Raw genomic sequence first — 19,992 nt, 5'->3', positions numbered from 1 at the left:
GGTGGAGTATATCCGGATGCCGCTTTGTTTTCGCCGACAATCAGGCGATTTTTGCGCATACTCCCCTAAATTCCATTAATTATCTATTCAAATCAGCTCTTCATTAATAAAGCAACGCCAATGATGATGATGCCGATCGCCAGCATGCGTTGTAAGCTCATGACTTCACCCAGGAAATACCAGGCGCCGATCGCATTGACGATATAACCGATTGACAGCAGGGGGTAGGCAATCGTTACCGGAATGCGCGACAAGCCAATAATCCACACAACGACAGACAAGCCATAACACGCGAGGCCACCAATAATCGGCCATTGGGTTGCGATCTGTACGCCGATATGAAACCAGTTGCTGGCATTGACGTGGATTTCGCCGATTGCATTCGTGCCTTTTTTCAGCAGCAGTTGCGCTAACGCGTTCAACAGGATGCCGGTAATGATGAAACCGAAAGTATTGATATTCATTATGGTTCTTGTGTTTTTTATTCTTTAAGGGTGAGTCGTCGCGATAATCACGCGGCGCGGATCTTCGCCAATCACGCGCATCGGCAGGTTTTGCTGCTGAAATTCCTTGTAGATATCCGTGCGGACAATCGCAACAGCCGCTTCACCGCGCTGATTATGGGCACGCCAGCGCGCAACGAAATCAGCGCGATCAGGTATCCATAATTCGGGTTGCTGCTTGAGGCCGAATTCCATTTCATCCGGAAATTCTACCAGTGTCAGCGTGCGTTCCAGATAAAACGGCAGCGCCTGCTCATAACGCCCAACTGCATACAATGGCGTATCCGGTTTCGTTAGTTCGGCTTTCATGGCCGGAATATGCGCCGAGCCAGCGATGTATTTCCCCCAAGGATCGTGACCGAGGAAGGCGACTTGTCCGGCGATAAATCCGGCACAGGCCAGCAGGATTACAGCCCAGTCTTTGCCAATATTGCCTTTACCCGCTGCGTACCATGCTGCCAGACCGCCAAGCAGCGTCAAGCCCGCAGCCACGTACAGCCACGCGGCATAGCCCTGATACAGCGGAATTTCAAATGCATTCGAGCCAAGTCCCGCCGCTTTATTTACGAAGAGCAGACCCGTCAGCCCTAACAGCGCGAACAATATGGCAGCGATTTTTAAGGCGCGCGCCTGACATTGATCGACGTAGAAGGCTATCAGCAAGGCCAGCGCCGGGAAAATCGGCAGAATATAGCCCGGCAATTTAGAGCCGGAAATGCTGAAAAAGAAAAAGAAAAACACCGCCCAGACCAACAGCAATTTGCGCGGTTGAAAACCACGAGATTGCTCTTTCACGCCTGTCCATAATCCCTGCAATAACACGCCCAGCCAGGGCACGATACCCAGCAACAGGAAAGGAAAAAAGTAATACCAGGCACCGCCACGGTTGTGCACGCCACTGGTGAAGCGTTGAAAATGTTCGTGAATGAAAAAGAAGTGCGGATGCTCTGGATTTTTCAACGCAATTAAAATGAACCAAGGCGCAGTAATCGCAAAAAACAGAATCAAACCTTTGCCCATGTGCAGGCGCGCCCATAACGCCCAGTCGCGGGTCAACAGAGTGTAGATCACCAGCACAGCGCCAGGTAACACGAAACCAATCAAGCCTTTCGACATCGTTGCCAATGCCATTCCAGCCCAGCACACCAACATCGCGTTGCGGCGTTCAGTGTCGCTGACGCCATCGCGTTGCCCGACTAACAGGCCGCACATGCAGAGCACCATCATGCCGGATAAACCCATGTCCAGCGAGTTGACGTGACCCATGCCTGCCCAGTAAAAGCTGGAACCCAGCACCAGCGCCGCGATAATCCCGACGCGACGGCTGAATAATTTATTGCCCGTGTAAGCGACAGAGGCAACACCGATCAGGCCGCACAGCCCGGTCCATAAACGTGCCTGCCAGTCACCAAGACCAAACACGGCAAAGGTCAGGGCATTCATCCAGTTTTGCAGCGGTGGCTTCTCGAAATACTTGATGCCGTTCAGGCGCAAAGTGATCCAGTCACCCGTTGCCAGCATTTCTCTGCCCATTTCGGCGTAACGGCCTTCATCTGTCGGCACCAGGGTTCTGGCACCCAGCATATAAAACCAGATAATCAGGAAGCCGATTGCTAATGCCCATAAAGTGCGTGGTGAGTCGAATGGTGATTGTGCGTTCTGCCCTTGGTTGTGCAAATTCATGTGTTCTCCATCACCAGCGCCAGCGCGACTTTGCGGCCTTCCGCCATCAGAATGTTATAGGTGCGGCAGGCCGCCTGATTGTCCATACATTCAACTCCGATGCGTTGTGCGGTCAGTGCTGCAATCAGGCGTGGATGGATGAAGCGTTGTTTGTTTCCCGTGCCTAAAATCACGACGTCGGGTTTGGTCGCATCGATTTGCGCAAAATCGTCAGCGCTCAGGGCGTCAAAGCTGCTGGCCGGCCAGACGACAGGCTTGGCTTCGGGTAAAACAATCAGGCTATGCCGATACGGAATCGCGTTGATTTCAACGCTGTCTTGTTCGTAACCTGTGATGGTTTGATATTGTTGTGTCGGTGTGGAATGCAGCTTCATCTTTTCGTTCTGTCTTTGAGGTAAGCCATGTGAGTGCGGCATTGTAACTTTTTTTAACAGAGAGTTCTTTGCTTTCACCTCGCTTGCGCCATCCTTCCTGCGCGTCAAAATCCCTCGTCTGAAAATATTTTGCGGAAAACTTGCACCATCATGAATCACTATTGTGGTAAAGCCGCATTTTTTACGATCTTTAAAGAAAATCTCAGACGCCAATGAATGCGATGTTGCTGTTTTCTGTTACGCTCATTTTGAAGTTTTGTTGTTTTTATATTATCCGAAATCAGAATCATCTTTCACGGAGGAAGTGATGTGGAATATTTCGATACGCGCGCGTCTTAATTTTGCAATGTACGGACTTGGCACCTTATTACTGCTGATCGCTATTGGCGGATTTATGGGAGTGAGGAAGTCAAATCAGTCATTGCAAACGGTCTACGATGACAGACTGGTGGCAGTTGGTCAGCTCGATATCGTGATACGAGCCATTCTTCGCAATCAGATCGAACTAGCCAGCGCCTTGTCCGTTCCGCCAGAAGCAATCCCATATTATCTTGATGAAGTCAAAAAAAATAAGGCAATAGCAGACAAAGAGTGGGCAGATTACATGGCGACGTATATGACGCCAGAAGAAAAATTGCTGGCTGATCAGTTTGTGCAAAGTCGTTCGCGATTTCTGGAAAAGGGACTGGTGCCGACGGTGAAAGCCTTGCAGGACAAAGATCAGAAAACTGCAGCCGAATTATTCCAGGGCCCCGTAAAGACTGAATTTGAATCGGTCAAAAAGAATATGGATGCGCTTTTGGCGTTGCAACTGAGAGTGGGCAAAGAAGAATATCTGGACAGTCAGGCGAATTATCAGCGTTTTATCTGGGTGGCAGGATGCATTGTGACGCTGGGGCTGCTGGTCGCCATTGGTATGCGTTTCTGGTTGGTGCGTTCGATTTCTGAGCCGTTGAACCGCGCTGTAGATTTTGCGGATGCGATAGCGGGTGGGGATCTGACGCGTCAGATCCGGATTGATTCCCATGATGAAATCGGCGGATTGCTGCTCGCATTACAAAAGATGAGCAGCAACCTCCAGGAAATTGTGCGGAAGGTCAGACACGGAACCGAAACGATTACCACAGCTTCGACGGAAATTGCCAACGGTAATTTAGATCTTTCCGCGCGAACTGAGGCACAGGCAGGGTCGTTAGAGGAAACGTCTTCGTCTATGGAAGAACTCAACTCTACTACCAGACAAAACAGTGATAATGCGCGTCAGGCGAATACCCTTGCTGCGTCGGCCTCCGCCATCGCAACCAAGGGCGGAGAAGTGGTTTCCCGCGTGGTCGATACCATGGGTTTCATCAATGCGTCATCGCAGAAGATCGTCGATATCATCAGTGTCATTGACGGTATTGCTTTTCAGACGAATATCCTTGCGTTGAATGCCGCCGTCGAAGCGGCGCGCGCCGGTGAGCAGGGCAGGGGATTCGCAGTTGTGGCATCGGAAGTGCGCAATCTGGCGCAGCGATCTGCCGCAGCCGCCAAGGAAATTAAAACTCTGATTACCGATTCGGTTGGCAATGTTGAACAAGGTAACCGACTGGTCGCCGATGCGGGGAATACGATGCAAGAGGTGGTCAGTAGTGTTCGGCGGGTGACGGACATTATGAGTGAGATTACGGCCGCCAGTCGTGAGCAGGAAATTGGAATTGAGCAAATTAACGAGGCATTAATTACGATGGATGGCGTGACTCAACAGAATGCTGCGCTGGTGGAGCAGGCTGCGGCCGCGGCCAAATCGCTGCAAGATCAGGCTGAAGAACTGGAGCGGGTCGTCAGCGTATTCAAACTGCAGCATCAGCAGGTGGCAAGCACGGCTGGCGGGCGCGCTCCGTAGAACCGGGAGCTTACTTTACTCGCAGGCTGAATGATGCAGTGAATTTATCTGAATCGACTTAAAAAAACAGACCGGACATCATATGTTGACCGGTCTGTTTTTTTTCATTGTTTTCCTTCGCCGGGATTACGCTCAGAAAAAACTCAGCAATCCCATTGACCTCAGTCATTCATCAGAACTCTTCCCATTGATCGGCATCCCCTTTCTTTGGTGGTGCCTGCGTTGTCAGCGTTTTCTTTGCCGGTAAGGTTTTTACGATGTTGCGTGCTGTCTGACGTGGTGGATTTGCCTTGCTGGCGGGGCGTACCAGTTTGGGTTTTGGTCTGGCTGTACTGCTGCTGATTGGTGTGGCAGTTTCATTTTTTAATTGAAAGATGCTGACGGCACTCAGTAAATGCGCCGACTGTTCCTGCATCGCTGCGGCTGCAGCAGCTGCCTGTTCCACTAAGGCAGCATTTTGTTGGGTGACGTTGTCCATTTCAACGATCGCCAGATTCACCTGGGATATGCCTGCACTTTGCTCGGTGGTTGCTGCAGTAATTTCCGCAATAACATCGGTTACTTTACGCACGCTTTCGAGAATATCATTCATCGTTTCACCTGCCTGATCGACCAGCTGGCTACCGTGATTGACGCTATCTACAGAGTCATTGATCAGCGCTTTAATTTCTTTTGCTGCTGTTGCAGAGCGTTGTGCGAGGTTACGAACTTCCGATGCAACAACTGCAAAGCCGCGTCCCTGCTCACCTGCGCGTGCTGCCTCGACGGCGGCATTTAACGCCAGGATGTTCGTCTGGAATGCAATGCTGTCAATCACGCCGATGATGTCAACAATTTTTTGTGATGAGGCATTGATGACGCCCATAGTGGAAACAACTTCTGCAACGACAACGCCGCCTTTCCTTGCCACATCTGACGCACTCAGAACGAGTTGATTTGCCTGCCGTGCGTTATCGGCATTGTGCTGGACAGTACTGGTCAGTTCCTCCATTGATGACGCAGTTTCTTCGAGCGAGCTGGCTTGCGACTCGGTTCGGGATGATAAGTCCATATTTCCAGAGGCGATCTCGGTAGATGCGCTGGAAATCGCTTCTGTTCCGGTACGTACATCACCGATGATTTTTGCAATGCTGTCACGCATCGCCTGTATCGAGTACAGCAGGCTGGACTGGTCGTTGGCTTTCAGCTGTATATCCGCCGTCAGATCACCTTCCGCAATTTGTCGGGTGATTTCTGCGGCATAAGCTGGTTCACCACCGAGTTGCGACAACAGTCCTTTTGCGATCAGTAATGAAATAAGTAATAAGATGCCAGTGAGTATTGCAGCTCCGACTGAGAATGAAAACAGCCTTTCATAAAATGTGGCGTTCACCGAATCGATATAAACACCCGAGCCTATGACCCAGCCCCAGGGTTTAAAACCTTTGACAAACGAGACTTTTTCTACCGGGGCCTCGCTGCCGGGTTTCGGCCACATATAGAAAACAAATCCTTCACCATGGTCTTTTACCGTTTGTACCATCTCTGCAAACAGATGTTTTCCGGTCGGATCTTTATTTTCCGATAAATCTGCACCGTCAAGCGCTGGTTTGATCGGATGCATGACCATGTGAGTATTCATGTCATTGATCCAGAAATATTCATCCGCCCCATACCGCAATGCCCGTACAGCATCTTTCGTAGCTTGTTTCGCATCGGCTTCCGACATTTTGTTTTTACTGGACAGATCGTAGTAATGCGCGACGAGTTTTTCAACGGTTTCTACCGTTTGCCTGACATTGCTTTCACGTTCATGCAGAAGCATGGCTTTTTCGGAGAAAAGAAACAGTCCTGTTAAGACAATAATGCCTAACACCGCACTGACGATAATGATGCGTAGCTGTCGGGCAATGCTCAGCCTCTGAATAACTGATAGTAGTGACATGGTGTCTCCAATCAAAAAGTTTTAGTTGCTCTAGCACATCTTTACCGATTTTGATACTACTCCGCTTTTGTAAAATAGAATAAATAATTAACAATCTGTGGCAATTCACATTTAATTTCGAATATTCCACTGTTATTAATCTTGGATTGATGTGAAAAACATCAATTCTCTGCATGAAATCATGGTTGTGACATGGTTTTTTCGAAAACGAATTGATCAAACAGGACGCACTGTGCAAAAATGTTCCGTTTCGCAATGCAGCAAAAAAAGATGTCGTTTGAATGTCGTTTGACTTTGCTGGCTTGCATGCTTATCGATTAAGGATATTTTTCAGTGCGCCCGATACAGAAATCACAAAAGTTAGCGAACGTTTGTTATGACATCCGTGGACCGGTGCTGGAAAAAGCCAAGCAGATGGAAGACGAAGGGCACAAGATCATCAAGCTCAACATCGGCAATCTGGCTGTGTTTAATTTTGATCCGCCGGACGAAATTGTGCAGGATATGATCCGCAATATGCACAATGCTGCGGGCTATACCGATTCCAAAGGCATGTTCGCGCCGCGTAAATCCATCATGCACTACACGCAGGAAAAATTTATTCGCGGCGTAACGATAGAGGATGTCTACATCGGTAATGGGGCCTCCGAACTGATCGTGATGGGCATGAATGCCTTGCTCAATAGCGGTGATGAAGTGCTGGTACCGGCACCCGATTATCCTCTGTGGACTGCTGCCGTGAGTTTATCCGGCGGCAATCCTGTGCATTATGTCTGCGATGAAAGTGCCGACTGGATGCCGGATATCGACGACATCAAGAGCAAGATTACACCGAATACGAAAGCGATCGTCGTCATCAATCCGAATAATCCTACCGGTGCCTTGTATCCGGTCGAAATTTTGCAACAAATCGTCGAAGTCGCCCGCCAGCATCAGTTAATCGTGTTTGCCGATGAAATTTACGACAAGACTTTATACGACGAAGCCGAGCATGTTTCGATTGCTTCGTTAGCGGATGACGTGTTGTTCCTGACGCTCAACGGCCTCTCTAAAAACTATCGTTCTTGCGGCTACCGTGCTGGCTGGATGGTGGTTTCTGGTGAAAAGCGTCACGCCAAAGATTATATTGAAGGCCTGAATATGCTGGCCTCGATGCGCTTGTGTGCGAATGCGCCGGGACAGTTTGCAATTCAGACGGCGCTGGGCGGCTATCAGAGCATTAAAGATCTGGTCGGCCCTGGCGGTCGTTTATTGCGCCAGCGCGATCTTGCGCATAAGTTGCTGACGGCGATCCCCGGGGTCAGCTGTGTTAAGCCAAAAGCAGCGTTGTATATGTTTCCGAAACTGGACCCCGAGATTTATCCGATCACGGATGACCAGGAATTCATACATGAACTGCTGACCGAGCAGCGTGTATTGTTGGTGCAGGGAACAGGTTTTAACTGGATCAAACCTGACCACTTCCGGGTGGTATTCTTGCCAAACGCGGATGATCTGACTGAAGCATTCGGACGTATCGATTATTTCCTTGAGGGATATCGTAAGCGTCACGGTACTAATTAATTCCATTTTACTGTTTAAAAATCATATGAAACCCATCAAAGTAGGTCTGTTAGGTATAGGCACTGTCGGTTCCGGCACTTTCAACGTCTTGAAGCGTAATCAGGAAGAAATTACGCGTCGCGCTGGCCGTTCAATTGAAATTGCGATGGTGGCAGATCTGAACATTGAGCGGGCACGTGAACTCACAAATGGTGAAGTGGAAGTCGTCAACGATGCCAATCTGGTCGTGAATAATCCGGATATCGATATCGTGATTGAACTGATAGGCGGTTACGGCATCGCCAAAGACCTGGTGTTGAAAGCGATTGCGAATGGCAAGCACGTTGTGACTGCAAACAAGGCATTGCTGGCAACGCATGGCAATGAGATTTTTAAAGCGGCGCAGGAAAAAGGCGTGATGGTTGCCTTTGAGGCCGCAGTCGCCGGTGGTATTCCTATCATCAAAGCGCTGCGTGAAGGCCTGACGGCCAATCGTATTCAATGGATCGCTGGCATCATCAATGGCACCACCAATTTCATTTTGTCGGAAATGCGTGACAAGGGGCTGGACTTCAATACCGTGCTGAAACAGGCACAGGCTTTGGGCTACGCGGAAGCTGATCCGACCTTTGATATCGAAGGTGTGGATGCGGCGCATAAAGCGACCATCATGGCTTCAATTGCGTATGGTATTCCTATGCAATTTGATAAAGCCTATGTCGAAGGCATCACTAAGCTGGAAGCCAGCGATATCCGTTATGCGGAAGATCTTGGCTATCGCATCAAATTACTGGGTATTACCAAGCGTACGCCGGAAGGTATAGAGTTGCGCGTGCATCCGACGCTGATTCCTGAAAAACGTCTGATTGCGAACGTGGAAGGCGCGATGAATGCCGTGCTGGTGCAAGGCGATGCCGTCGGTGCGACGCTGTATTACGGTAAAGGTGCAGGTGCGGAACCGACTGCTTCAGCGGTGATTGCCGATCTGGTCGATATCACGCGTCTTGCTACCGCTGACCCTGAACATCGCGTGCCGCATCTGGCTTTCCAACCGGCCGCGATCAGCGATCTGCCGATTTTGCCGATGTCAGAAATCGTCACCAGCTACTATCTGCGCATGCATGTCGAAGACAAGCCCGGCGTGTTGGCCGATGTGACCCGCATTCTGGCTGATCTGTCGATTTCTATCGATGCGATGCTGCAGAAAGAGCCGGGCGAGGGTGAAACCCGCACCGATATCATCATCCTGACGCATCAGACTAAAGAGAAAAACATTATCGCTGCGATAGAAAAAATCGAAGCACTGGCGACCGTAACAGGTTCTGTCATTAAGCTGCGTCTGGAAGAGTTGAGTTAAGTTATCCAGCAGCAGACTCTTGATGACCGTCGTCAAGAAATAGATGTCATCGCAGGTGTCGTACAGAAAAAGCGTGTTCATGAAATAATGAGCGCGCTTTTTTTCGTCGGTCTGATCCTTGATCCGGTGCGGACGCATAGACGATGAACTCAAACAGAAAGAGACGTGCAGGTGAAAGCTTTTTCGCTCCCCAGATTGCTGGCGTATGGCTTGTTTGGTTTTCCACTGGCCTTGCTGGCTTTGCCGATTTACGTCTACGTGCCGCAGTTTTATGCCGAGCGCTTCGGCATGTCGCTCAGTCTGATTGGCTCTGCACTCTTGGTCTCGCGCGTGCTCGATGCTTTTTTTGACCCTTTACTTGGCGCATGGATAGACAAGCGCCCGGCAAACCAGGGATACGGGCGTTTTATTCTTTATTCTCTGCCACTGTTGATTCCCGGTTTTTACGCACTGTTTCATCCGCCAGCGGCAACGATGGTTACGCCAATGCTCTGGTTTTTCTGTGCCTTGCTGATGGTGTATGCCGGATTCAGTCTTGCCAGTATCGCCTTTCAAAGTTGGGGCGCCGCGCTGACCCAATTGCCCGGTGAGCGTCTGCGCCTGACTGCGACACGTGAATTATGCGGCATCGCCGGTGTCGTCACTGCTGCATTGTTATCGCAATTCGCTGATATTTCGTGGGTGTCTGCGGTGCTGATCTGTAGCTTGCTGATCGCGACCTTTTTGTTGCTGCGTTTTACCCCTGACATGGTCAATCGCCATCAGGATCAGCAAAGTAGCCTGCGTTGGCGTCATTTGTTCTCGAATCCATATTTTCGCTCATTATTTCTGGTCTTTGTTCTGAATGGTATTGCGGCGGCGATTCCAGCCACCTTGTTTTTATTTTTTGCCAAAGACCGGCTGCAACTGGCGTCGTATTCTGGTGTGTTGTTGCTACTGTATTTTGTCGCTGCCGCGATGTCATTGCCATTGTGGGTCAGAATCGCGCAGCGCATCCACGAAAGTCGCGCATGGTTGCTGGCGATGTTGTTATCGGTGCTGAGTTTTATCTGGGCTTACAGTCTGCAAGTGGGTGATCTGACTGCCTTCGCGGTGATTTGCGTGTTATCCGGCTTGTGTCTTGGTGCTGACCTCGCTCTGCCTCCGGCCTTGCTCTCGGGAGTGATACGTCAGGCGGGGCATAGCGAGCGCTATGAGGGGAGCTATTTCGGCGCGTGGAACTGGGCCAATAAAATGAACCTCGCACTCGCCGCAGGTTTGTCGCTGCCTTTGCTCGACTATCTGGGCTACACGCCGGGCATCAGCTCCGGCAGCGGATTGCAAGCATTGTCATTTGCCTACGCAGTTTTGCCCTGCGTACTGAAATGCCTGGCTGCTTTGGTGTTGTGGCGAGCGCCGTTGCGTAAGGTTTGACGCATCTACTTTTTACGATTTTGCTGACCTCAACGCAGAATTTTTTCGTGGAACTCTGCCGGGTAATCCTGATGCATTTTCACCAGCGTCGAGACGCGGGTGCCGTAGTTGGGTGAGACGATGCAGGGCGCGGAGAGCAGGCGTTCCATTTCAAACGAGACGCCGGTATCCGGCAGGCGGCAATCGGGGGCAGGATTCGTATTGGCGAGCATTTCAAAGAACGCGTCTTCAGGCGCAAGCTGGCAAAGCAGGCTGCAGAATTCTGCTTTGGTCTTGATCACTTTGTGCCAGCAGGTGTCCAGCGCCGCATTTGAAATGCCGTAAATGCCCGGCGCCATCGGCAGGCCGTTACGCGGATCATCGGTGTGGCGATTCGAAAACCAGATAAGATCTTGCGCGTCACCGACGAGCAGGTTAAAGCCATTGTAGTGATCAACTTTACCGCGCAATTGGGCGACATAATCCTGCGCAGACATGTCATTTTGCAGATAGTCAGAAACCAGACCGCCACGCGAAGGTGCATCGTCACGTTTTTCGGAAGGCGCTCGGACGTTGGTGATGGCAGCAAATTTTCTGGCTGGCGCATCGGCTTGTGGGCTTTGTATTCCCAGCCAGGTGCCGCCGGATTGCAGATCGCGCCCTGCATAAATCTGCGGATGGTCTTGCCACCAGCCTGCGGGCGCCGCCGGGCGGTCATAGTATTCATCGCGATTGGCTGCGACCAGCAGCGGCGTGGCGGGGAGTAACTTCCATGCAAAAACGATCAGGCACATACATCTACATCCAAAAAATATTCAGTACGACGTTCACTGTACTGCAATTCAGCTAAGCCCGTTTGCTGTACCAGTTTTTCCAGCAGCGCGGCGAAATTGTCGGGCACATTCGCGTACACCTCCATCCAGGTGTGCAGATCATTCGCAGATTCAGGGCGTCGTTGCACTTTGGCCTTGATTGCGAATTGCGCTAGCACCAGTTGTTGCAGGGATTGTTCTGCCGCGATCACTTTTTCCTCCAGCGCGGTTCCGGCTTTGAAATAAATATAACAATCCATCGTGTGTTTTAAGGAAAAAGGGGGAGTATCTGCCAATTTACCGCTAATGTCCGCATAGAATAAGGGCTGTAAAAAATACTCCGGGGAGTATTTTTTTGCCCTGAAATCACTTTTCTGAGCTTATTTTGCGCTTATTTGGGGCGGACGAGGTCTGGATAAACGGCAGATTTAACGCGTGATATCGGTAATCTCGTAGGGTAATGGCAAGAGTTGTGCCAGCGGGCCGTCTATGCTGCCGCAACGGATCATGCCGCTTTCCTGATCTGCCAGCGTCATTTCGATTAAGGCCAGAGTGCTGTTCTCATTGATTTGTTCCGCATTCACGATCACGCCGCAGGGCTGTTTGTTTTCGCCAGCATTGGTATCGTCGCCATCGTTGACATTAAAAACATCCATGCCGTCGCTTAGTCCGACAGCCGGAATCTGCGCGAGCGTCATGCGGCGTTTGAGTTTGCCCAGATACTGGCTGCGGGCAACGATTTCCTGCCCCGGATAGCAGCCTTTTCTGAAGTTCACACCGCCGACCAGTTCAAAGTTAATCATTTGCGGCACAAATTTTTCCTGCGTAAGCTGATTGATGTGCGCGATGCCTGCCTGAATCTCACTCAGATTCCAGTCAGCAGTATTTGTTGGTTGTAACTGTGCGCAGAGTGCGACCCAAGCTGCTGCGGCTTTGTCGGCAGGGCACAGCCATTGATAACGCGCGACATTCAGCACATCGGCACAACGGAGCAACGTGCCGTATGTATTGCTGACATGCGCGTTGGTCGCCGGTAGATCTGGAAACCAGTTGGTCAGCACCTTTGCTGCCTGTGCGCCGCCGAGCGCGAAACTGACATACTGCTCGCTGACATCGTTGAGTTTTACCTTGGCGCGCAGAACAAACATGCCCAATCGTTTTTGTACCGGTGTCTGTATGGATTTGGATAGTTGTAAAACGATCGCTGCGTCGGTCTTCCAATACACAAAGCTGACCAGCATCCGCCCCTTTGCTGTGCAATACGCGGCACGGCGAACTTCACTCGCGGACAAATGTTCTACGTCATTGCTTAGCTGGTTGTGTAAGAAACTAGCGGCATCGTCACCGTCGGCTCGAATCAGGCCGGTATCCGGCAGCAGTGTCACGAAGCCCTCTTGAAAACCTGCCTTGTTCCAGACCGATACTTGTCCGCTGAGTTTGCCATCGTTGATCTGTAGATGCTGTTGCTCTGTAAATTCTTGCCACATGATTAGATTTGCTTTCTGCTGAACTGAATGAAAACCGGCGGCATCTGCGTTGTCTGTGCTTGTTGCCTGCTGACGGTATTTTTGATGAATTATAGTAGCCTCAGCAAATCTTGGTGCAGCAGGCGCGTTTTTTGCAGCCCGATAACGGCAGGATCAGAGAATAGCGTAGCGACTTGCGTTACACTACGCGCCTCAGATTTAATTGGCATATGATTTCCGCCATCTTTTTTTTCGCCATCGTTCCGCTATCAACCCACGCGCTTGTATGAGACTGATCAAAACTCTTTTTCTGTTGTGTCTATTGTCAGGCGCCGCTGCAATTGCAGGCTTTATTTACTGGACTGAGCAACCGATAGCGCTGACGTCGGCATCCGTCGAATTTACGATCAAACCCGGTAGCGGCGTTCGCAGCGCGACGAAACAGATACAGGAAGCGGGTATTCCATTGCCGCCGTTTGCATTTGAAATGCTGGCACGCGTGACGGATAAGGCGAATAAGCTGAAGGCAGGTTCTTACGAACTGCTGCCAGGGAAAACCCCGGTTGAATTGCTGGATAAAATCGTCAACGGCGATTTTTCACAAGGCTCGGTCGCGATTATTGAAGGCTGGACCTTTGCACAAATGCGCAAGGTCATTGATGCGAGTACGGCATTGAGACACGATACCAAAGGGCTGACGGATGCAGAGTTGATGAAGAAAATCGGTGCTGAATTTAATGCGGGCGAGGGCATGTTTTTTCCGGATACTTATTTATTCGCCAAAGGCAGCAGCGATATACAGCTCTATCAGCAGGCGTATGCAAGTCAGCTAAAGCGTTTGAATGATGCATGGGAAGCGCGTGCCGCGAATCTGCCTTATCAATCGAAATATGAAGCGCTGATCATGGCATCGATCATCGAAAAGGAAACCGGTCAGCCGTCGGAGCGCGCACAGATTGCTTCGGTATTTGTGAATCGTCTGAAAACCGGCATGTTGTTGCAGACCGATCCAACGGTGATTTACGGCATGGGTGACAAATATCAGGGCAAGATTTATAAGCGTGATTTGCTCACAGATACGCCGTACAACACCTACACCCGTGCCGGTTTGCCGCCGACACCGATTGCCTTACCGGGATTGGCATCGATTACGGCAGCCTTGAATCCGGCGCGCAGCGATGCTTTATACTTCGTGGCACGCGGTGATGGCACCAGTCACTTTTCAGAAAACCTGAGTGAGCATAATCGCGCAGTGAATAAGTATCAACGCTAGAACTGTGACAGTAGCAAAGTAAATAACGACGCCAATGAATGTCTGTCATCGCGGATAGTAATTACAAATACCAATAAAAAGAAAAAATGAAAGCAACTGGAAAATTTATAACGTTTGAAGGCATCGATGGTGCTGGTAAATCGACGCATATTGCGCATGTCGCCGAGCGACTCAGCCAGGCGCTGTCGCCACGCGGTGTTGAGGTCATCAGCTCACGTGAGCCTGGTGGCACGCCTTTAGGCGAAACCTTGCGTGAAGTATTGTTGCAACAAAAAATGCATCTTGAAACAGAAGCGCTGCTGATGTTTGCAGTACGACGCGAACACATTGCACAAGTCATCCAGCCTGCGCTGGAACGCGGCGACTGGGTTATCTCTGACCGTTTCACCGATGCGAGTTTTGCGTATCAGGGCGGCGGCCGTCATTTGTCGCTCGATAAGCTGAACGCTCTCGAACAATGGGTGCATCCGGATTTGCAACCCGATCTGACCTTGTTGTTTGATGTACCGCTGGCAGTGGCGCGCGCACGTCTGGATGCGACCCGCGAACTGGATAAATTTGAACAGGAAAAAGCGGATTTTTTCGCCGATACCCGCAATGAATATCTGCGCCGTGCGGCAGAATTTCCGCAGCGTTTCCGTATTATTGATTCCACCCAAAGTATTGCTGCTATCCGTGATGAACTCGACGGCATCATTGATGCGCTGTTATTGTCTGCAACAGAACAGAATCAAGTAAATCAGATTCATCAAGTAAAAACGGGTAACGCCTGATATGACCAATCCGCTTTTCAGTTGGCAAACATCTGCGTGGGACTATCTGCAATCATTGCAAGGTCGCATGCCGCATGCTTTTTTGTTGCATGGGCCTGAAGGCATAGGAAAAACAGTCTTTGCTGAGCACATGGCAAAGTCTTTGTTGTGTGAGCAGCCGGATGCCGCCGGACATGCGTGTGGTGCTTGCGGTTCCTGCGGCTGGTTCAGTCAATACAGTCACCCTGATTACCGGCGCGTTCGACCTGAATTGCTGGATGAGGAAGAAGCCTCTTCGGCTGACGCCGATAGCGAGCCCGCCGCAAAAACGAGCAAAGCGAGCAAGACACCATCGAAAGAAATTGTGATCAATCAGATCCGGGCGCTGGCGGATTTCATGAACTTGTCCACGCACAGACAAGGGCGGCGCGTGATTGTGCTCTATCCGGCCGAGGCGCTGAATATTCCGGCGGCGAATGCCTTATTAAAATCGCTGGAAGAACCCGGCGCGGATACCGTATTTATTCTGGTTTCTAACAGCATTGATAAACTATTGCCGACGATATTATCGCGTTGCCATAAATTACCGATGGGGATGCCGGAACGATCGGTTGCGCTCGCGTGGCTCAAACAGCGCGGCGTGAGTGATGCCGATGTCTGGTTGGCACAGCAGGGTGGTGCGCCGCTCGCTGCGCTGACGATGGCCGAGTCAGATACGCGTACAGAGCTGGATGATTTTCTACGACAATTAGCGCGCCCCAGTGTCGATACCAGCCTGAAGTTGGCCGATAAAATGCAAAAAATGGAGATGCCGGTGACGGTTGCGTGGATGCAGCGTTGGCTTTACGATATATTTTCTTACAAACAAAGCGGGAGAATCCGGTATTATCCTCGCTATGAAAAAGAGGTAAAGGCGTTGGCTTCCGCTATATCCAATGAAGCATTACTGAGCTTGATCAAGAGCAGTAACGAACGTCAGGCAATCGCGACGCACCCTTTATCGCCGAAATTATTTTTAGAAGATATGTTGCTTGAGTATTCTGCACTCTTCGCATAACCGCAGCGAAAGTATGTCTATGTCAGATTTAGCATTAGAACCGATGCACAATGCACCGAATCGCCCGTCAGTATTATCTCTGGCGATTAAGGAAAAAGCCGCGTTATTTGCTGCTTACATGCCGTTTCTGAAGAACGGCGGTATTTTTGTTCCGACCAATAAGGCGTACCGTCTCGGTGATGAAATATACCTGATCCTGACTTTGCTCGATGATCCTGCAAAATACCCGATTGCTGGTAAGGTGGCGTGGGTGACACCGGCCGGTGCCGGCAATAATAAATCCCAGGGTATAGGCGTTCACTTTCCCAGCGACGAAAGTGGAACAAGAATACGCTTACGTATCGAAGATGCACTTGGTGCCGCTATACGTTCTAATCGGCCTACACACACAATTTAGAGTATCATGCCGGATCATTTTTCATACAGAATCGCCAATTTTGACGATTTGCCAGCGATTGTCGCTATTTATAATTCGACGATCGCCTCCCGCCAGGTGACAGCCGATACGGAACCTGTGACAGTGGAATCGCGGCATCAATGGTTTTACGATCACGCGCCAGAGCGTCGGCCTTTATGGGTCAGTGAACAGGATGGTCAAATTACCGGTTGGTTGTCGTTTTCCAATTTCTATGGACGCCCCGCATATGCGGGAACTGCGGAATTATCGATTTACCTGCATGAAAATGCGCGTGGCAAAGGTCTGGGAAAACACTTTCTGAGTCTGGCAATCGGACACGCGCCGGCAATCAATGTCCATACCTTGTTAGGATTTATTTTTGGCCACAATACGCCTAGTCTGAAATTGTTTGAAAATTTCGGATTCGGAACCTGGGCTCACATGCCACGTGTTGCCACTCTGGATGGGATAGAGCGCGATCTGATTATTGTCGGCAAGCGTGTAGCCTGACATCCCTGTTCAACGGCTTGGTTATTATGGCAATCTGCGCAGGCAGGTTGCCTTTCATTTTTTATAGGAATTCAATTCATGCTCAGTTATCGTCACGGCTTTCATGCTGGCAATCATGCCGACGTACTTAAGCACCTGGTCTTAATTCAGTTGCTGCAATACATGAATCAGAAAGACGCAGCATATACATATATCGACACCCATTCCGGCGCAGGCTTGTATGCACTGGACAGTGGTTATGCCATGAAAAATGCTGAATATGAGACTGGTATTGCTCCTTTGTGGGATAAAAAGGATCTGCCGCCAGCGTTGGCAGAATATATGGCGCTCATCAAAGATCTGAATCCCAGTGGCAAAATGCGTTATTACCCGGGGTCACCATACTGCGCCGATAAGGTCATGCGTGAGCAAGACCGGCTGCGCTTATTCGAGTTACATCCGAGTGAAATCAAGATACTCAGTGAGAACTTCCGTAAGCTCGACGCGCACGCCGCCGAACAGGGGCGACGCCCAACGGTGCGTGGTAAGCGGGTGATTATTTCTGATGGCGATGGCTTTGAAAGTATGAAGGCATTATTACCGCCACCATCACGTCGTGGATTAGTGCTGATTGATCCACCGTATGAGGTGAAAGACGATTATCGTCGCGTTAAAGTAGCACTGGAAGATGCATTGAAACGCTTCCCGACAGGAACTTATGCCGTATGGTATCCGGCATTACAACGTCAGGAATCGCGACAACTGCCGGAAAAATTGAAGCGACTGGCGTCAAAAGAATGGCTGAATGTGACTTTATCTATCAGTGGGCCGTCGCCTGACGGATTTGGCTTGCATAGCAGCGGTATGTTTATTCTGAACCCGCCCTGGACCTTGATGGCAACCCTGAAAGAAACGATGCCGTATCTGGTTGCAGCATTAGGACGTGATAAAGACGCCCGTTTTGAACTGGAAAGTGGCGCACCGTTGACGGGCATGAGCGCAAAAGCATTGCGCCCTCAACGCGGATAACACAGAAATAATGAAAACTTGACGGTAGTTATTTGCATAGCAGTAATTATTCTTGCTTGTTTAATAAAAAGGGTGGCAGACATTGCGTGTCTGCCACCCTTTTTTTCATTATCAGGAGCAGCTTATTTTTTCCGTTTTTGCGCAGTGCAATATGCGGGAATGCGTTGCCAGAAAAGAGTTTGTAATAAATAGAGGAAATTCTCTAAGAGCATATGTTGCTATGCAAAAAAAATAGTGATTGACGGATTAGTACGGTCGTACAAAAATCAGCTAAGAATAAAATTTAGAAAATGCAGTTAAAAACGAAGTAAACAACTTAGTAGTTCATCAGAGGAGAACAAATGTCAGCGTACCCTAAGAGTCCGGTCATGGGCCAAATGATGCAAAAGCCTTTGCTTATCTCAAGCCTTATTGAGCATGCGGATCGGTATTTTGGACAAAGCGAGATCGTCTCTCGCCGCGTTGAAGGTGATATTCATCGCTACAACTACACTGAGTGCCATCGCCGCTCGAAAAAGCTGGCGAATGCTTTATCGAATTTTGGCGTCAAAATAGGTGACAGAATAGCGACGCTGGCATGGAATGGTTATCGCCATCTCGAAGCGTATTACGCCGTATCCGGCTCTGGAGCAGTGCTGCATACCATCAATCCACGTCTGCATCCCGAGCAAATCACTTACATCGTGAATCATGCCGAAGATCAGTATCTGATGTTTGACATCACGTTTTTACCGATAATCAAAGCGATTGCAGCGCATTGCCCGACGGTAAAAGGTTTCATCATGATGTGCGGGCGTGAACACATGCCCGAAGACAGTGGAGTTCCGAATCTGTTGTGCTATGAAGAATTGATTGATGCGAATACAGATGATTTTGTCTGGCCATTATTTGACGAAAATTCGGCTTCCAGCCTGTGCTACACATCGGGTACAACAGGCCATCCTAAAGGTGCTTTGTATTCACATCGTTCGACTATTTTGCATTCGTATGCATCGGCAATGCCGGATGGACTGAATGTATCTGCAAGGGACTCTATCGTTCCTGTGGTTCCGATGTTTCATGTGAATGCGTGGGGCTTGCCATATTCGGCACCATTAACCGGTGCGAAACTGGTTTTCCCCGGTCCGCACCTTGACGGTAAATCCTTGTATGAATTATTTGAGCAGGAAAAAGTGACTTTTTCCGCCGGCGTTCCGACGGTATGGTTAGGTTTGCTGAACTACGTGGAGCAAAATAAACTGACGTTCTCTACGTTCAGACGCACTGTTATTGGTGGCTCAGCCTGTCCTCCGGCGATGATGCACACGTTCCGGCACACCTATCACGTCGAAGTCGTGCACGCCTGGGGAATGACGGAAATGTCTCCGCTAGGAACGGCTTGTTCCTTGCTGACCAAACATATGGAGCTGAGTGAACCGGAAAAAGAAGCTGTGCTGACCAAACAGGGACATGTGTTGTACGGCGTTGATATGAAAATCGTCGGCGATGATGGCAAAGAGTTGCCTTGGGACGGTAAGACGTACGGCAACCTGTTGGTCAAAGGCCCGTGGATCATTAATTCTTATTATAAAAATGAAGGTGGCGAAGTGCTGGAGGATGGCTGGTTCCCGACTGGCGACGTGGCGACGATCGACGCCGATGGCTTTATGCAGATTACCGACCGCAGCAAAGACGTGATCAAATCCGGTGGCGAATGGATAGGCACGATAGATCTGGAAAACGTTGCGGTTTCTCATCCGGCGGTGATGCAGGCGGCGTGTATCGGTATTTTTCATCCTAAATGGGATGAGCGTCCTTTACTGCTGGTGGTAAAAAAGGCAGGGGCAGAAGTAACGAAAGAAGAACTCTTACAATTCTTTGAAGGTAAGGTCGCGAAATGGTGGCTGCCGGATGACGTCGCATTTATCGATGCATTGCCATTGGGTGCAACCGGTAAAATTTTGAAAAACAAACTGAGAGAACAATTTAAGGAGCACAAACTACCGACAGCATAAAAGATCAGATTGCATTACTTTGGCTGCCTCTTACATAAAACATTCCAATGAGGCAGCCAGCGC

At 49.9% G+C, this 19,992-nt stretch carries 18 protein-coding genes; 11 read left to right on the top strand and 7 right to left on the bottom strand.

Annotated elements, in window-relative coordinates; genetic code table 11:
* Positions 1-92: 92 nt before the first annotated feature.
* From H8K29_RS09865 to H8K29_RS09855, 3 genes are read right to left on the bottom strand one after another with little or no spacing between them, the layout of a single operon-like run.
* Entirely contained in the window at positions 93-464 is a 372-nt protein-coding gene (locus H8K29_RS09865) for an SMR family transporter (protein WP_186883414.1), read from the bottom strand.
* A gap of 24 nt (positions 465-488) precedes the next feature.
* Positions 489-2,186, bottom strand: coding sequence for a glycosyltransferase family 39 protein (locus H8K29_RS09860; RefSeq protein WP_186897433.1), 1,698 nt, complete (start codon positions 2,184-2,186; stop codon positions 489-491).
* A complete protein-coding gene (locus H8K29_RS09855; RefSeq protein ID WP_186897432.1) occupies positions 2,183-2,560 on the bottom strand; it encodes an Mth938-like domain-containing protein in 378 nt (125 codons plus the stop codon). The genes H8K29_RS09860 and H8K29_RS09855 overlap by 4 nt, the downstream gene beginning before the upstream one ends.
* A 307-nt stretch (positions 2,561-2,867) precedes the next feature.
* Here H8K29_RS09855 and H8K29_RS18130 point away from each other — a divergent pair, with 307 nt between their 5' ends.
* Positions 2,868-4,445 carry a methyl-accepting chemotaxis protein gene (locus H8K29_RS18130; RefSeq protein WP_186897431.1) on the top strand — a complete coding sequence of 526 codons (1,578 nt, stop codon included), beginning with the start codon at positions 2,868-2,870 and terminating at the stop codon, positions 4,443-4,445.
* A gap of 172 nt (positions 4,446-4,617) precedes the next feature.
* On the opposite strand, the gene H8K29_RS09845 is transcribed toward H8K29_RS18130, so the two are convergent.
* Positions 4,618-6,369 (bottom strand): methyl-accepting chemotaxis protein, encoded by a 1,752-nt coding sequence (locus H8K29_RS09845; RefSeq protein ID WP_186897430.1) that lies wholly within the window; start codon positions 6,367-6,369, stop codon positions 4,618-4,620.
* Positions 6,370-6,702: 333 nt separating this feature from the next.
* On the opposite strand from H8K29_RS09845, the gene H8K29_RS09840 reads away from it, so the two are divergent.
* From H8K29_RS09840 to H8K29_RS09830, 3 genes are all read left to right on the top strand, one after another.
* The gene (locus H8K29_RS09840) at positions 6,703-7,932 is read left to right on the top strand and encodes a pyridoxal phosphate-dependent aminotransferase (RefSeq protein ID WP_186883409.1); all 1,230 of its coding nucleotides are present in this window, start codon (positions 6,703-6,705) and stop codon (positions 7,930-7,932) included.
* A 25-nt stretch (positions 7,933-7,957) separates the two neighbouring features.
* The gene (locus H8K29_RS09835) at positions 7,958-9,268 is read left to right on the top strand and encodes a homoserine dehydrogenase (protein WP_186897429.1); all 1,311 of its coding nucleotides are present in this window, start codon (positions 7,958-7,960) and stop codon (positions 9,266-9,268) included.
* A gap of 171 nt (positions 9,269-9,439) precedes the next feature.
* On the top strand, positions 9,440-10,681 hold the full coding sequence (locus tag H8K29_RS09830; protein ID WP_186897428.1) for an MFS transporter: 1,242 nt from the start codon (positions 9,440-9,442) through the stop codon (positions 10,679-10,681).
* 29 nt (positions 10,682-10,710) lie between these two features.
* Here the strand turns inward: H8K29_RS09830 and H8K29_RS09825 are convergent, their stop codons facing one another.
* The 3 genes from H8K29_RS09825 to H8K29_RS09815 form a co-directional block, all read right to left on the bottom strand.
* Positions 10,711-11,454, bottom strand: a complete 744-nt coding sequence (locus H8K29_RS09825) for an NRDE family protein (protein ID WP_186897427.1) — start codon at positions 11,452-11,454, stop codon at positions 10,711-10,713.
* Positions 11,445-11,732, bottom strand: coding sequence for a DUF4936 family protein (locus tag H8K29_RS09820; protein WP_186897426.1), 288 nt, complete (start codon positions 11,730-11,732; stop codon positions 11,445-11,447). The genes H8K29_RS09825 and H8K29_RS09820 overlap by 10 nt, the downstream gene beginning before the upstream one ends.
* A gap of 168 nt (positions 11,733-11,900) precedes the next feature.
* Positions 11,901-12,959 carry a folate-binding protein YgfZ gene (locus H8K29_RS09815; RefSeq protein WP_186897425.1) on the bottom strand — a complete coding sequence of 353 codons (1,059 nt, stop codon included), beginning with the start codon at positions 12,957-12,959 and terminating at the stop codon, positions 11,901-11,903.
* A 265-nt stretch (positions 12,960-13,224) separates the two neighbouring features.
* On the opposite strand from H8K29_RS09815, the gene mltG reads away from it, so the two are divergent.
* The 7 genes from mltG to H8K29_RS09780 all read left to right on the top strand — a co-directional run bounded on the left by mltG (position 13,225) and on the right by H8K29_RS09780 (position 19,929).
* Positions 13,225-14,211, top strand: a complete 987-nt coding sequence (gene mltG, locus H8K29_RS09810; protein ID WP_186897424.1) for an endolytic transglycosylase MltG — start codon at positions 13,225-13,227, stop codon at positions 14,209-14,211.
* Positions 14,212-14,297: 86 nt separating this feature from the next.
* Positions 14,298-14,984 (top strand): dTMP kinase, encoded by a 687-nt coding sequence (gene tmk / locus H8K29_RS09805; protein ID WP_186897423.1) that lies wholly within the window; start codon positions 14,298-14,300, stop codon positions 14,982-14,984.
* A 1-nt stretch (position 14,985) separates the two neighbouring features.
* Positions 14,986-16,020, top strand: coding sequence for a DNA polymerase III subunit delta' (gene holB / locus H8K29_RS09800; RefSeq protein WP_186897422.1), 1,035 nt, complete (start codon positions 14,986-14,988; stop codon positions 16,018-16,020).
* A 19-nt stretch (positions 16,021-16,039) separates the two neighbouring features.
* A complete protein-coding gene (locus H8K29_RS09795; RefSeq protein ID WP_186883761.1) occupies positions 16,040-16,417 on the top strand; it encodes a PilZ domain-containing protein in 378 nt (125 codons plus the stop codon).
* Positions 16,418-16,423: 6 nt separating this feature from the next.
* Complete coding sequence (locus H8K29_RS09790) at positions 16,424-16,927, top strand: GNAT family N-acetyltransferase (protein WP_186883399.1); 504 nt, start codon at positions 16,424-16,426, stop codon at positions 16,925-16,927.
* Positions 16,928-17,005: 78 nt separating this feature from the next.
* Positions 17,006-17,935: a 23S rRNA (adenine(2030)-N(6))-methyltransferase RlmJ gene (locus H8K29_RS09785; protein WP_186883398.1), complete on the top strand. Its 930-nt coding sequence runs from the start codon at positions 17,006-17,008 to the stop codon at positions 17,933-17,935.
* A gap of 341 nt (positions 17,936-18,276) precedes the next feature.
* On the top strand, positions 18,277-19,929 hold the full coding sequence (locus H8K29_RS09780; protein WP_186897421.1) for a 3-(methylthio)propionyl-CoA ligase: 1,653 nt from the start codon (positions 18,277-18,279) through the stop codon (positions 19,927-19,929).
* Positions 19,930-19,992 lie beyond the last annotated feature (63 nt).

This window comes from Undibacterium sp. CY21W (assembly GCF_014284265.1).
GTDB classification, from domain to species: Bacteria; Pseudomonadota; Gammaproteobacteria; order Burkholderiales; family Burkholderiaceae_D; genus Undibacterium; species Undibacterium aquatile.
Note: the sequence above shows the minus strand (reverse complement) of the source record. Positions and strands in the feature narration are given on the sequence as shown.